The sequence below is a fragment of the Azoarcus taiwanensis genome, assembly GCF_012910885.1.
In the GTDB taxonomy this organism is placed as follows: domain Bacteria; phylum Pseudomonadota; class Gammaproteobacteria; order Burkholderiales; family Rhodocyclaceae; genus Azoarcus_F; species Azoarcus_F taiwanensis.
This window is the reverse complement of record NZ_WTVM01000108.1, coordinates 1-13,501: the sequence shown is the minus strand read 5'-3', so window position 1 is coordinate 13,501 and position 13,501 is coordinate 1. Positions and strand designations below refer to the sequence as shown.

The 13,501-nt window shown below is 67.1% G+C and carries 11 protein-coding genes; 3 read left to right on the top strand and 8 right to left on the bottom strand.

What is annotated here, in order from left to right:
• A partial coding sequence (locus GPA21_RS15155) for a protoglobin domain-containing protein (protein ID WP_168988968.1) occupies positions 1–1,361 on the bottom strand: 1,361 nt, incomplete at its 3' end.
• A gap of 111 nt (positions 1,362–1,472) precedes the next feature.
• Positions 1,473–2,699: an RNA polymerase factor sigma-54 gene (locus GPA21_RS15150; RefSeq protein ID WP_168988967.1), complete on the bottom strand. Its 1,227-nt coding sequence runs from the start codon at positions 2,697–2,699 to the stop codon at positions 1,473–1,475.
• A 400-nt stretch (positions 2,700–3,099) separates the two neighbouring features.
• On the opposite strand from GPA21_RS15150, the gene GPA21_RS15145 reads away from it, so the two are divergent.
• Together GPA21_RS15145 and radC are read left to right on the top strand one after the other, a co-directional pair.
• The gene (locus tag GPA21_RS15145) at positions 3,100–6,075 is read left to right on the top strand and encodes a conjugative transfer ATPase (protein WP_246261989.1); all 2,976 of its coding nucleotides are present in this window, start codon (positions 3,100–3,102) and stop codon (positions 6,073–6,075) included.
• A 183-nt stretch (positions 6,076–6,258) separates the two neighbouring features.
• Positions 6,259–6,759, top strand: coding sequence for a RadC family protein (radC, locus tag GPA21_RS15140; RefSeq protein ID WP_168988966.1), 501 nt, complete (start codon positions 6,259–6,261; stop codon positions 6,757–6,759).
• Positions 6,760–6,938: 179 nt separating this feature from the next.
• On the opposite strand, the gene GPA21_RS15135 is transcribed toward radC, so the two are convergent.
• From GPA21_RS15135 to GPA21_RS15120, 4 genes are read right to left on the bottom strand one after another with little or no spacing between them, the layout of a single operon-like run.
• On the bottom strand, positions 6,939–7,403 hold the full coding sequence (locus GPA21_RS15135) for a hypothetical protein (protein WP_168988965.1): 465 nt from the start codon (positions 7,401–7,403) through the stop codon (positions 6,939–6,941).
• Positions 7,400–8,614 (bottom strand): MFS transporter, encoded by a 1,215-nt coding sequence (locus GPA21_RS15130; RefSeq protein ID WP_168988964.1) that lies wholly within the window; start codon positions 8,612–8,614, stop codon positions 7,400–7,402. The genes GPA21_RS15135 and GPA21_RS15130 overlap by 4 nt, the downstream gene beginning before the upstream one ends.
• Positions 8,611–9,675: a methyltransferase domain-containing protein gene (locus tag GPA21_RS15125; protein ID WP_168988963.1), complete on the bottom strand. Its 1,065-nt coding sequence runs from the start codon at positions 9,673–9,675 to the stop codon at positions 8,611–8,613. Before GPA21_RS15125 ends, GPA21_RS15130 begins: the two co-directional genes overlap by 4 nt.
• Positions 9,676–9,689: 14 nt before the next feature.
• Positions 9,690–11,678: a TonB-dependent receptor gene (locus GPA21_RS15120; protein WP_168988962.1), complete on the bottom strand. Its 1,989-nt coding sequence runs from the start codon at positions 11,676–11,678 to the stop codon at positions 9,690–9,692.
• A gap of 119 nt (positions 11,679–11,797) precedes the next feature.
• Between GPA21_RS15120 and GPA21_RS15115 the strand changes: the two genes are divergently transcribed.
• A complete protein-coding gene (locus GPA21_RS15115; RefSeq protein WP_168988961.1) occupies positions 11,798–12,724 on the top strand; it encodes a helix-turn-helix domain-containing protein in 927 nt (308 codons plus the stop codon).
• A gap of 14 nt (positions 12,725–12,738) precedes the next feature.
• Here the strand turns inward: GPA21_RS15115 and GPA21_RS15110 are convergent, their stop codons facing one another.
• Both GPA21_RS15110 and nrdD read right to left on the bottom strand, forming a co-directional pair.
• A complete protein-coding gene (locus GPA21_RS15110; protein WP_211163631.1) occupies positions 12,739–13,347 on the bottom strand; it encodes an anaerobic ribonucleoside-triphosphate reductase activating protein in 609 nt (202 codons plus the stop codon).
• Positions 13,340–13,492 carry an anaerobic ribonucleoside-triphosphate reductase gene (nrdD, locus tag GPA21_RS15105; RefSeq protein WP_168988969.1) on the bottom strand — a complete coding sequence of 51 codons (153 nt, stop codon included), beginning with the start codon at positions 13,490–13,492 and terminating at the stop codon, positions 13,340–13,342. The genes GPA21_RS15110 and nrdD overlap by 8 nt, the downstream gene beginning before the upstream one ends.
• Positions 13,493–13,501 lie beyond the last annotated feature (9 nt).

The following is a 13,501-nucleotide window of genomic DNA, read 5'->3' as shown; positions in this document are numbered from 1 at the left end:
TCCATGAACAGGGCGCGGTTGGGCAGCCCGGTCAAAGTATCGTAGAAGGCCAGGTTCTCGATGCGCGCATCGGCAGCCTTGCGTTCGGTGATGTCCTGGACGGTGCCTACAGCCTTTACCGGCTGGCGGTTTGAATCGAACTCGACCGCAGCCCGCTCCTCGACCCAGCGCGTCTCACCCTGGGTGTCGATGCGGTGCTGCAGATGGTAAGGTGCGCCCCTGAGTGCTGCCTGCCAGGCGGCATCCACCATTTCGCGGTCGTCCGGGTGGATGCAGGCGAGGAAGGTTTCATAACTGATCGCGGTACCCCGTGGGACGCCAAAAATGCGGAACACTTCGGGCGACCAGTCAAGCGCACCGGTGCCGAAATCCAGCCGCCAACTGCCGATATGGGCGACCTCCTGAGCATGAAGCAAGGTCGCTTCACTTTCCTTGAGCGCCTGCTGCAGGCGGGCCTGCTCGGTCATGTCCTCCACGATAACCAGCAGGCGAGCTTCTTCTTCTTCTTCTTCTTCTTCTTCTTCCGCAAGGCGAATGCCAGTGAGGGTCACGCGCACCGGCATGCGCGAGGATTCACCGGTCAGCCCCATTCCGAGCAGCAGATCGCGCACGACCTGGCCGGAGTCGCGCACTTCACGGAGCTTGGCCTCCAACCCGTCGGCGGCGACGATGGAAAGCAGGCACCGCCCGTGCGCGTCGTCTTCATCGAGGCCGAACCGCCGCAGAAACGTCCGGTTCGCCGAGAGGACGGTAAAATCGGAGGTCAGTACCACCAGCCCGTCCGGGATGGCGGCGAACACTAATTCCGCGTATTCCTTGAGAGCCGAGATCGCGCGCCGGTCGGCGTGGATATAGGTGTCGATGGCGAGCCCCATGTCCAGCAACACCACCTTGAGCAGGGCCTGCAGGGCGGCGATGAAGCGCTCGGAGTTCTCTCCCAGCCGCAGCCAGATCTCGGGCATGAGATCGACGAGGTATTTCGCGTAGGCGCCGAGATACCACTGGGCTTCCAGGCCGATGCGTTGATGGGCGATGCCTACGCGTAGCCGGTCGCGAACGTAGTCGGGGCCGTACTCTCCGGCGGTGAGCGTGTCGAAGTAGTCGGCCTGGGTCTGTTTCAGGCACTCCAGCGTCGTGGCATCGGGGACAAAGCGGCGCGTTTCCGGGAAACGCAACATGTGGTCATGGACGCGCTCGACGAACTCCGGCCCGAGCCCCGCAAGCGCTCGGTGCAATTCCTGGAGGTGGCTGCGGTCCGCCTCCGAAAACCCGAGGAAGGCCTGACGCCGCATGATGGCCGCGTCGTTCTGCAAGCCCAGGGCGCTCATCATGGAAGCGACAGCCTCGACAACCGGTTTCATCGTTCCGGCCCTCACCGCGCCCCATTCAGACGAGACAAAGCGGCCGTCAAGCTTGCTTGCTTGCTTGCTTGCGCAAGGTTTCTGCCATCTCACGATTCTGATTGTTATTCTTCATGGACTCATCCGATTGCACAGCGGGGGTACGCCAAAGGTCTCGCAGAAAGCGTTGTACAACCGCCGCTCCAGTAGACGCCAGTCTGCGTTTACCGCGCGATATCTGACCTTCGCCGCGCCTGTTACCAGAAAACTGGACAATAGTACATTACCATTGTTGCCCCGCAAATGATCGGCCAGGCGCTTGCGCAAGTCTTGTGTCGAGCCGATGTAGACAACCTGCGCTCGCTCTGCCGAAAGGCCCCCCTCGATAGGACATGTGTTCTCGCGGAATGCCGGTGAGCGGATTTCATAGACGCCCGGATGGGACGGGATCGATCCGATCACCGATTGCTGCGTCATCAGCAGCAAGGGGGAGAATCCCTCGGTCGCTGCCAGATAATCTTCGCGCGTGGCCCGGCGGCGCCAGTCCGGAATGGCCAGATGATGTCGAATGGCCGCCACTGATCGCCTGGACAGGGAGCTTCCGTATTGCTGCGCAAGAGCCTCCGCGATGGCCTCGTCCGGTAAGGGATGTTCGATCCGTCCTTCCAGGAGTAGCGATTGTTCCCTTTTGATCAGAACGTCGATGCGGTGGCAATGGAGCTGCCGCTCGCTGGGAAACAGCGTGTTCAATGGCTGCGGCTTCCCATCTTCCGTTTTGAAGGATAGGCCCCGAATGAGGCGGGACAGACGGCCGGCGTCGGCGACCATGGGAAGGTCGGCGCGCTCTGCGAGAATCTGCGCCATGCGAGCCTGCGGTAGTGCGACCAATGCCAATGGGTCGCCCGACATGAGGTAATCGGCCTGTACATCGAGTAGCGTCCGGACCAGGGCGTGAGTCAGCCGGTTACGGCTGTTGATGAGGCGGAGCCGGTGGAGCGTGGACATCATCTCAGGGGACAGCGCATGTGCCTGTCGCAGCCGCTTGATAGCAGCCTCATCGAACCGGTACTCGCGGACGAAACCGGGACGGTGATAAACGAATTCCGGGCGGCCCGCCGATAAGCGCACCTCACCGAGCACGCCTGCCGATGCAGGTCGATGTTCAGATGAGCCTTCGCGCAGGATGGCCCGGTCAAGCACCGATGGCTCCGCACAGGGACGGAGTGCCTGAAATGGGGTCGATGATTCAGTTTTCGCGACGCAGCGGTCATACGTCTTGAGAGGTAACGACAGGAATCGGGCGAAAACGATCTTGCCAAGCGTGGCAGCATCGAGTTTGTTGTTCTTCTCACCAATCACTTCCCTTGTCCTCTCTTCGTTACCCTGTATGAACGGTCCACTCTGATATGTGCAACTGAACGAAGCTGACCCGCAGTACAAGCAGGTCAGCCTACGCCGCCGCCCCGGACGCCCCGATCAAGAGGTCGTCATCGTCGACGCGCCCGCTACCTGGCCGGCGCCGACGCCGGGGACGTACTGGTGATGTGCCACAAGGACGAGGCGCACGCTGCACAAACGGCGGGATGGTATAGCCTCAAAACGGGCAAGGCGCGAATCGCTTTGGCGATAGGGCGCAGGCCGCAGCGGCGGGACACTCGTGACACTCGTCGACTGTATGGGTCCCATCCATGAAACCTGACGCCATGCCTGTTCTCTTCGGAGCAAATGTTGCCCCTGGAGGATTCCACAGGGAAATCCGATGCGCACGCGTCTGAGCTGGCTGAGGCGGGTTGTCGGAAGGCCTGCTCTTCCTGCCACTTCGCCCGACGACGCATGGCAGCACCACGTATCGGCGTTGGCCGGCCACGGTATTCCCGAGCCTGGTAGCACTATCGATCGCAAGCCGGCCACCGAAGCGGACGCCCTGGCGCTCTATGGCGTCGCGCCCTCCTTCGCCGACCTGCTGCCCTGGGTCGAGTACCTGCCCGACTCGAAATGCATGCTGCTCGAGGACAGCCAGTCGGTGGCGGCGTTCTTCGAACTGCTGCCGATCGGCACCGAAGGGCGCGAGCTGGCCTGGCTGTGGCAGGCGCGTGATGCCCTGGAGAATGCGCTGCAGGATTCCTTCAATGAACTGGACGAGAACCCCTGGGTGATCCAGTTCTACGCGCAGGACGAGACCGACTGCGACCACTACCTGCGCGCGCTGACGAGCTACCTGCATCCTCGCGCGCGGGGCAGCGTGTTCAGCGAGTTCTACCTGCGCTCGATGTCCCACCACCTGCGCGCAATCGCCAAGCCGGGCGGCCTGTTCGAGGACACCGCGGTCACCCGCCTCCCCTGGCGCGGCCAGACCCGGCGCATCCGCATGTTGGTCTACCGGCGCACCCCAGATGCTGCATCGGTGCGGCACGGACAGTCCCCCGAGCAGGCATTGACGACGATCTGCGATCGCCTCGTCGGCGGCCTGGCCAATGCCGGCGTGAAGGCCCTGCGCATGGGCGCGGCCGGCATCCACGACTGGCTGCTGCGCTGGTTCAACCCCGATCCGAGCATGCTTGGAAAGGCGCCCGAGGATCGCGAGCGCTTCTACGCGCTGACGCGCTACCCCGAGGAACTGGACGAGGGCGAGATCGAGCTGGCCAGTGGCACCGATTTCGCCCAGCGCCTGTTCTTCGGCCAGCCACGCTCGGACGTGGCCCATGGCCTGTGGTTCTTCGACGGCATGCCACACCGGGTCATCGTCGTGGACCGCCTGCGCACGCCGCCCACCACCGGGCATCTGACCGGCGAAACCCGCAAGGGGGGCGATGCGATGAACGCGCTGTTTGACCAGTTGCCCGAGGACACGGTGATGTGCCTGACGCTGGTCGCAACGCCTCAGGACGTGCTGGAGGCCCATCTCAACCACCTGGCCCGCAAGGCCGTCGGCGAGACGCTGGCCTCGGAACAGGCCCGCCAGGACGTGCAGCAGGCGCGCGGCCTGATCGGAAGCGCGCACAAGCTCTACCGGGGGGCGCTTGCCTTCTACCTGCGCGGGCGCGATCGGGCGCAGCTCGATGCCCGCGGCCTGCAGCTCGCCAATGTCCTGCTCAACGCCGGCCTGCAGCCGGTGCGCGAGGAAGACGAGGTGGCGCCACTGAACACCTACCTGCGCTGGCTGCCCTGCGTGTTCGACCCGGCCGCCGACAGGCGCCAGTGGTACACCCAGCTCATGTTCGCGCAGCACGCGGCGAACCTCGCGCCGGTGTGGGGGCGCAGCCAGGGCACGGGCCACCCTGGCATCACCTTCTTCAACCGGGGCGGCGGCACGATCACCTTCGACCCGCTGAACCGGCTCGACCGGCAGATGAACGCCCACCTGTTCCTGTTCGGCCCTACCGGATCGGGCAAGTCGGCCACGCTCAACAACATCCTCAACCAGGTCACGGCGATCTATCGGCCGCGCCTCTTCATCGTCGAGGCCGGCAACAGCTTCGGCCTGTTCGGCGACTTCGCCGGGCGGCTGGGTCTGTCCGTTCACCGCGTGAGGCTCGCCCCGGGTGCGGGCGTCAGCCTGGCGCCGTTCGCCGATGCCTGGCGCCTGGTCGATACGCCGGGCCAGGTGCAGACACTGGATGCCGACGCGCTCGACGAGGACCTCACCGAGGCCGGCGCGGCCGGGGGCGACGATCAGCGCGACGTGCTGGGCGAGCTGGAGATCACCGCGCGGCTGATGATCACCGGCGGCGAGGACAAGGAGGAAGCGCGCATGACGCGCGCCGACCGCAGCCTGATCCGCCAGTGCATCCTCGAGGCCGCGCAGCGCTGCCATGGCGAAGGGGGCCAGAAGCGCACGGTGCTGACCCGCGACGTGCGCGATGCGCTGCGCGATCGCGGGCACGATCCGAACCTGCCGGAAGCCAGGCGCGGACGATTGCTGGAGATGGCCGACGCGATGGAGATATTCTGCCAGGGCGCCGACGGCGAGATGTTCGACCGGCCCGGCACGCCCTGGCCCGAGGCCGACATCACCATCGTGGACCTGGCGACCTTCGCACGCGAAGGCTACAACGCCCAGCTCTCGATCGCGTACGTCTCGCTGATCAACACCGTCAACAACCTCGCCGAGCGTGACCAGTTCCTGGGCCGCCCGATCATCAACGTCACCGACGAAGGTCACATCATCACCAGGAATCCGCTGCTCGCGCCCTACGTGGTCAAGATCACCAAAATGTGGCGCAAGCTGGGCGCCTGGTACTGGCTCGCGACGCAGAATATCGACGACCTGCCCAAGGCGGCCGAGCCGATGCTCAACATGATCGAATGGTGGATCTGCCTGTCGATGCCGCCCGACGAGGTGGAGAAGATCGCGCGCTTTCGTGAGCTGTCGCCGGCACAGAAGGCGCTGATGCTGTCGGCCCGCAAGGAGGCGGGCAAGTTCAGCGAGGGCGTGATCCTCTCGAAGTCGATGGAGGTGCTGTTCCGCGCCGTACCGCCGAGCCTGTACCTGGCGCTCGCGCAGACGGAGCCCGAGGAGAAGGCGGAGCGCTACCAGCTCATGCGCCGGCACGGCATCGGCGAACTGGAGGCGGCCTTCATGGTGGCCGAACAGATCGACCGGGCGCGCGGCATCACGCCGTCCGCATCGACCCTGCCGCCGCAGGACCTGATCGCCTCCGGCGAAGCCGAAGGCACCACCTTGCCCGAATCCACCGAAATGCCTGCCGCAGCAAGCGGCGACATGCCCAGGTAGCCACGATCTTCAAGGCTACGGCGCGGCCCCGGCCGTGTTGATCCCACCCGTTCGCACCGCATCCCTTGCCGAACAGCCACCTTGCCGGTGGCGGATGCCCACCCTCATCCCTGCTGCCATCCCTCGGAGGATTCGTCCTCCACCGGGGAGCGGCGCCTCCGATCTCATCCATTGGAGGTTGCCATGCGCACTGTTCATGCCGTCGAAGACTCGTGCATCGAGTCGATCATCCATCCCACCAGGCAAGGCGACGACTGGATCATCCGTCAGGCCATCGCCCTGCTCGAGCGTCGCATCTTCGGCGAGAGCGCCGTACTCGGCAGCCCAGCCGAGGTGCGCGACTATCTTCGCCTGAAGCTGACGGGAGAGCCCAACGAGGTCTTCGCCGTCATCTTCCTCGATACGCGCCACCGGGTGTTGTCCTACGAACCGCTGTTCCACGGCACGATCGACCAGACCGCCGTGTACCCCCGGGTGGTCGTGCAGCGCGCCCTGGCAGCCAATGCCGCGGCCGTCATCCTGGCCCACCAGCATCCCTCCGGCTGCATCGAGCCCAGCATGGCCGACCGCGCGATCACCTCGCGCCTCAAGGCGGCGCTGGAACTCATCGACATCCGGGTCCTGGACCACTTCATCATCGGCAAGGGCGAGCCCTACTCGTTCGCGGAGGCTGGCCTGCTGTAGCCGGCATCACCCTGCACGGGCCTGTACTCAGGCCCGTGCAGGGTCGTCGTCTTGCAAGGCATGCCAGGTACACTCGAACGATGAGCTCCTCGCGTTGTTCCGAGGCCTCGACGTCTCGGCGCAGCAGGCCAGCCGGCGGTCGCACCACCACTGTCGGGTGCTGATGCCCCGCGACCGCGTCAGCGGTCCGCCAGCTCTCTCAGAAGGGCGTATTGCTCCGGCGTCAAGATGCCGCGCAGGCGATTCACGAAGTCGACGTGAATCTCGGCGATCTCCCGCTTGACCTGTTGCAGGCGACCGAGGGGTTCCGCCAAGGCGCGGCTGTCGACTCCGTCGAAAGCAGCAACCGCGATCTCCCGTTCCAGCCTGCCGGCCTCGGCCTGGCGGGACTTGGTCGGGCCGCGCACGTCGGTGATGAGTTGGTCAATGGCCTGCTGTTGGCCGCCTTCGATGCGAAAGTCATCGCCGTTGTCCTTGATGAAGCCCAGCACATGCGGCAGATGGAAGGGATGGATCAGGGAATACTGCGCGGGCGTCGGTTCGATGCGCGCGCAGGCCTCGCCGTCGGGGCGGACTTCGGCCCGAGCTGTCAGGCTGAGGAACGACGACAGGATCAGGACGACAAGCTTGCTGTTCAGGTTCATGGCGATACTCCTACAAGGGATAAACCGAGTCGTCGACGAGCCGCTATCAGCAGCGCAACCGCCAGCGACGCAGCGGCGAGCGCGGCCAGCATGCCGGGGTAGCCGAGGCGGTCGAGCAGCAGGCCAGCCGGCGGCGCGACAGCGATCCGGCCGAGCGTAAACAGGCTGGCCTGCAGGCCGTAGTCGGCGGCCCGCCAGCCATCACGCGCGAACTCCATCATCAGCGCGAAGGCGAGTGCGGAAGCCACGCCCATGGCGACCGCGAGAAATGCGGCGGCGGCCACCAGCCCGGCGGGCGTCCCGTACCCAGCCGCGGCGGCCAGCAGCGCAAGCGCAAGGGCGTTGGCGCCAGCGGAGAGCGGCAGTACCCGGAGGATGAGCGCGCGCGGCACATGTCCGGCGGCGAAACTCGCCAGCGCCCCGAGGGCGCCGCCGCCGACACCGGCGATCCAGGCGACCTCGCTGGCCGGAAAGCCGCGATCGAGCAGCAGCGGCTTGAGATAGACCCACGCGGCGGCGACGAAGGGGAAGTAGCCGAGCAGCACCACCGTCCAGATCCCCGCCCCCGCCTGTCGGAAGAAGCCGAGCCACACGGCGAGCGGCGTCGAGCGGTGGGAGCCGGCGACGCCGCCATCCTCCTGGATGCATCCGAGCAGCCCCAAGGCCACGAGCAGGCAGGCACCCAGTAGCAGGAAGGGCGCCGCCCAGCCAAGCGCCTGCTGCAACAGCAGCATCGCGCCACCGCCGACGATCGCGCCCGCGAACGTGGCGGCCGAGCGCACCCCGCCGGCGCGGGGGCGCTCCTCGGCGGGAAACAGCTTGATCGCCAGCGCATTGACCGGGATGTCCGCCCAGGTGGCGCACAGGGCGGCCAGCAGCGTCAGCGCGAAGAGGATGCCTTTGTGGGCATCCGCCCCCAGCGCGGCCAGGGACAGCAGGGCCAGGAGGTAGCCGCCGCCGGTCAGCCACGCCCAGCGCCGGTAGGGACGGCGTCCCGCCCGCCAGCGTTCGATTGGCAAGGCCAGGAAGAGCTTGAACACAGCCGGCAGGCCGGCCAGCTGGAAGAGCCCGATCTCCGCGCCCGACCAGCCCTGCTGCCGCATGACGAGCGGCAGCCCCAGCCAGAGATAGATGGCCGGCGCCGTCAGCGCGAAGTTGATCCAGCCGAACAGCACATGGCGCGCGCGCAGGCGGGAGAGGTTCGTGCTCATGCGACCTTCCGGGCGACGACGACCTGCAGCGGCGCCATCGGAAACAGGGCGGAGGCAAAGGTCTCGATGCGGCAGAAACCGATGCGCCGCAGTACCGCCGCCATGTCACCCCGGTGGCCGACATGGCGCCCCTGCATCAGCATGGGGAGGTAATACTGCAACACCTCGGCCGCTGCGGCCGGCTCGTCGCAGATCTCGGCGTGCGCGCAGATCAGTGCGCCGCCCGGCCGCAGCGCGGCCAGGATCTTGCGCAGGACCGCCTCGGTATCCGGCACGAAGTGCAGCACCGAGGAACACCAGATGAGGTCGTAGTCGCTGCCGCCAACACTGCCGATCGCGTCGACCGCCACGTCGCCGCCGAGCACGGAGAGCCGGTCTGCGAGGCCTGCGGCGGCGATGTTCTCGGCCGCGACGGTCACGGCTTCGGGGAAATCGAAGACCACGCCGGAAAGCCCGCCCTGTCGCCGCGCCAGTTCGATCGCCACCCAGCCAGGGCCTCCGCCCAGGTCGAGCAGGTTCGTCGCCGCCGCGAACTCCGGCAGGCGCGACACGATCTCCAACGCGGCCGGCACGGTGGCCGCATGCTGGTCCTGGGCCAGTTGCCCGCGCGCGGCGGCGGCCCACTGCTCGGCCATGCGTTCGAGGGCCTGCCCGCCTTCGGCCTGCGCCCCCTGCCGTACCTGATCGCGCAACAGTCCTGCGGCCTGCCTGAGCCGGGCCTCACGGTAGCGCCAGGCGTCGCCGGACCAAGTGGGAGACACGGCCAGGAAGTAAGCGCGTCCGACTTCCGCGAGGCCGTACACGGTCACCGATCCCCCGATGTGGTCCACGGCGAGGCGTGCGGATCGCTCCAGCAGACCCATGCCCCACAGCAGCTCGAGCAGGTGGGCGGTGTTCCGGGAATCCAGGTCGAGCTGGGCGGCGAGCTCGTCGGGCGTTCGGGGCTCGGCCAGGGGCTCGAAGATGCCCAGCGCCAGGGCTGCGCTCAGTGCCTCGGCCTGGATGGGCGCGGCCGCCAGCGCCCAGTAGCGTTGTAGAGGGTGCATTTGTTCAGGACTCATGTGCATTGCTCCGTTTACATGCGCCAGGTCAGCCGCACGCCCAGCTCGCGCGGCGGGCTGTAGATGGTGGCCACGCCGTTGAGGAATCCGACGGTGTCGTACTGCTTGTTCGTGGCGTTATGGACGTAGGCGGACAGCTCGGTGCGCCCGAAGGTGTAGCCCGCCAGCAGGTTGACGACGCCGTAGCCCGCCCGCCCATAGGTGTTGGCGGCGTCGAGATAGACCTTGCTCGCGCCACTCAGATGGGCCTGGGCATACCAGCCTTGCGGGGCGTCGTAGCGCACCCCGAGGTGGCCGGTGATATCCGGTGCGAGCGGGTTGTGCTTGCCCTTGAAATCATTGGCGCCATCCCGGAACTCGCGGAAACGGGTGCGATTCAGCCCCAGCGCGGCCTGGAGCTGCCAGCCCGAACCGAGCAGGTACTGCAGCTCGGCATCGATACCGACCGGACGCGCCGACGCGGCGTTGGTGAGGAGCATCTGGCCGGGCAGGCCGATCTGCTGGACCTGCATGTCGCGCACGTCCATGACGTAGGCGGCGACGCCGTAGCGCAGGCGCCGCGCCAGAAGCCGCCCCTTGACGCCAAGCTCGAAGGAGCGCACCCGTTCCGGCTGGTAGCGCCGGTAGGCCTCGGGCGCGAAGGCATTGAAACCGCCGGCACGAAAACCGTCGGCGACGCTGGCATAGACCTGTGCGTCCTGCCGCCATTGGTACTGCAGCGCCACCTTGGGCGAGAAGCGGGTCCATGCGCGCGACTGTTCGCGCTCCCCGGCCAGGGCGAAGCGCACCTCGTTGCGCTCGATGCGAGCGCCCGCCGTGACCGTCCAGCGATCCGCCAGCGGGGCGATCCAGTGGGTGAACAGCGCCGCCGAGTGGCCCTTTTGCGTGGCCGAGGTCGTTGTCGAACCCAGCGGAATCTTCTGCCCGAAACTCAGGTCATGATCGTCGCGGTCCGCGTAGAATCCCGCCAGCCACTGCGCCGGGCCCACCCTGCCCTCCAGGCGGAATTCCTGCGACAAGGTGCGGAAGTGGTGGTCGCGGCTCACGTGCAGCAGGTCCGCCGGCATGAAGTCGATGTCCTGCTTGATGCGGTCGGTGAATTCGTTGTTGGCGGTGATCGAGCGCAGGTTCAGGTCGGGCGCCAGTTCGTGCGCGATGTCGAGCGACACGGTGCGCGCGGTCGAGTCGTTCCAACTGTCGGTGCCGGAGCGCACCGTGGCGCGCGGCGCGCTGACCGACCCCCACAGCGAGCCCGCGTCGCGATACTCCCGTTGGGCATAGCGCAGCGTGGCATCGGTGCGCTCGCCGGGCGTCCAGCGCAGCGCCAGGCGGCCATTGCGGCGTTCGCGGTCGTCCTCCTTGCCGCCCTTGAAGGCGTTGTCGACGAAGCCGTCCTGGCGGAACAACTCGCCGGCCACCCCGAGGTAGAGGGTGTCCTTCACCAGCGCGTGGCTCGCATCGAAGCGCAACGCACGCTTGTCGCGGCTGCCGAGCTCGGCCGAAACGACGGCGTAGGGATCGTTCCCCGGCTGGCGCGTGACGACGCTGACCACGCCGGCCTCGGCGTTGCGCCCGTACAGCGTGGACTGCGGCCCACGCAGCACCTCCACCCGCTCGATGCCCAGCAGGTTGTCGTCGAAGCCCTGCCCGCGCAGGGTCGGCACGCCGTCGACCACCAGCGCGACCGATGACGAGAAGCCCATGATGTTTGCCGTCAGGCCGCGCATCACCGGCGGCTGCAGGCCCGACTGCCCCGACGCCTGGAAGGTGAAGCCGGGCGTCATCCGCGCCACGCCTTCGAGGCTGTCGATGCCGGCGGCTTGCAGGTCTTCGCCGTCGAAGGCCGAGACGCTGGCGGGAACGCGCTCCAGCGCCTGGGATTGCTTGTTCGCCGTGACCGTGACGGCGGGCAGCTCCTGTACTTGCTCCTGCTGCGCCGCGGCCGGCAGGGCCGCGCCAATCAGCGCCAGCAACCCGGCCGCGCGGCTGGAAATCGTGGGCATCGCTTGTCCTCCTCGAGTTCATGTGGACCGCATGGTATTCGTCAATGCGAACCGTTCTCATATAGAATCGATTGCGTTCGGGAGGGTTTTGTATGCAAACGGGAGCGAGGCGTGGCGCCATGACGGATTTCGTACGCGCGACGGGTGCGGCCGGGCCCGCCGTCCCGGGGGCGGGCGCAACGCACGTGGCGTTGCCCGACCGCTTCGGCGATTGCTGGATCGAGCGCACCGCGCTCGACGATGGGCTGACCGTGGTGCACTCGCACTACCGCCCCACGCGCGAACTGGCCGAAGAGACCGTCCAGACGGGCAGCAGTCCGACACTGGTCATCACCCTGGGTCTGGCGGGTGAGTCCGGCTTCGTGGCGCGGGAAGGAACCCGCCTGCGCTTCCGGGCCGGGCACACGACCCTCACCGCTTTCAACGAGAGTCGCGGCGAGCGGCGTTTCAATGCGGAAGGAGCGGTACGCCAACTGCGCCTGGTGCTCACCGGAACGGTGCTGTCGCGCTACCTCGGAGAGGCAAGTGTGGCCCGCCTAGCCAGCCGCACGGGCGTGCGCATCCTCGGCGAGCACGCGACGCCGCCCTGGTGTCGCGCCTTGCTGCGCCCCCTGCTCGCCTCCGAAGCGACGCCGCTGGATCGGCACATCGCCGCGCTGACCCTGGCGGCCGAGTATCTGCGCCCGCTCATGCCGACCGGCGCGTCCGCCGCGCCGTCACCCACGCATCTCGGCGCCGACGACATCGACAAGCTCCAGCGCGCCCGCGACCTGATGCGAAGCCACATGGACCGTGCATTGACGATTGCGTATCTCAGCACCACCGTGGGCATGAACGAGTGCAAGTTCAAACAGGGTTTTCGCGAACTGTTCGGCGCCCCACCCCATCGATTCCTGCTGGAGTTGCGCATGCGGCGCGCGTGGATGCTACTTGAGTCAGGATCGCGGGTGGCACAGGCCGCCTACGCGGTCGGTTACCAGCATCCCGCAAATTTCAGCGCGGCATTTGCACGGTATTTCGGGCGCACGCCGAAGTCGGTTCGTTGAGGATGCAACACCCTTCATCCGACGCGGGCCAGACTATCCAATGGACGACATGCCTGGATCTCCAGGGCAGCCACACCCATGTCCCGCAGTTCGGTGCGTAGCCGCGCCAGCGTTTCGGCATCCATTTCAGGCGGGACAGTGCAGCGGACCTGGTGGGCAACCCCGGAAGCGAGCAGCAGCCGCAGCGCATTGCGGGCCGGACCGCCGCCGTCACAGCCGACAACGCGGGCGTAGTCGCCGAACGGAGCCTTGACGTCGAAGCCGACCCAGTCGAGCAGCGGCAGCACGGCGGCGAACCGCTCCGGGTAGATGCCGGCGGTGTGCAGCCCGGTGGCGAAGCCCAGGGCGCGAACCTCGGTGAGCGCGGCGGCCAGACCGCGCTGCAGCAGCGGCTCGCCGCCGCTGAACACGACGCCGTCGAGCAGGCCGCGACGCGTCGCCAACCAGGCGATCACGTCCGCCCACGACCGGTCGCCGTCGTGCGGCGGCAGGAGATGCGGATTGTGGCAGTAGGTGCAGCGCCACGGGCAGCCCTGGCAGAACACGACGGCGGCGAGCCGGCCGGGAAAGTCGATGGTGGTGAACGGCACCAGGCCACCCACCGCCAGCCGTGACTCAGGCATGGGCCGTGCGTCCGCCATCGGGTTCGATGAAGTGGCACCGCTCGGCGTGCTCGCCCTGCTTGCCGGCGTTGAACTCGGACACCGGGCGGTGGTAGCCCATGACGCGCGTCCAGACTTCGCAGCGCTGGCGTTCGTGGTCCTGCAGGGGGAGGTG

Coding starts and splice junctions, on each gene's coding strand:
- GPA21_RS15145 (WP_246261989.1), top strand. CDS start 3,100: ATGCGCACGCGTCTGAGCTGGCTGAGGCGGGTTGTCGGAAGGCCTGCT.
- radC (WP_168988966.1), top strand. CDS start 6,259: ATGCGCACTGTTCATGCCGTCGAAGACTCGTGCATCGAGTCGATCATC.
- GPA21_RS15135 (WP_168988965.1), bottom strand. CDS start 7,403: ATGAACCTGAACAGCAAGCTTGTCGTCCTGATCCTGTCGTCGTTCCTC.
- GPA21_RS15130 (WP_168988964.1), bottom strand. CDS start 8,614: ATGAGCACGAACCTCTCCCGCCTGCGCGCGCGCCATGTGCTGTTCGGC.
- GPA21_RS15125 (WP_168988963.1), bottom strand. CDS start 9,675: ATGAGTCCTGAACAAATGCACCCTCTACAACGCTACTGGGCGCTGGCG.
- GPA21_RS15120 (WP_168988962.1), bottom strand. CDS start 11,678: ATGCCCACGATTTCCAGCCGCGCGGCCGGGTTGCTGGCGCTGATTGGC.
- GPA21_RS15115 (WP_168988961.1), top strand. CDS start 11,798: ATGACGGATTTCGTACGCGCGACGGGTGCGGCCGGGCCCGCCGTCCCG.
- GPA21_RS15110 (WP_211163631.1), bottom strand. CDS start 13,347: ATGCCTGAGTCACGGCTGGCGGTGGGTGGCCTGGTGCCGTTCACCACC.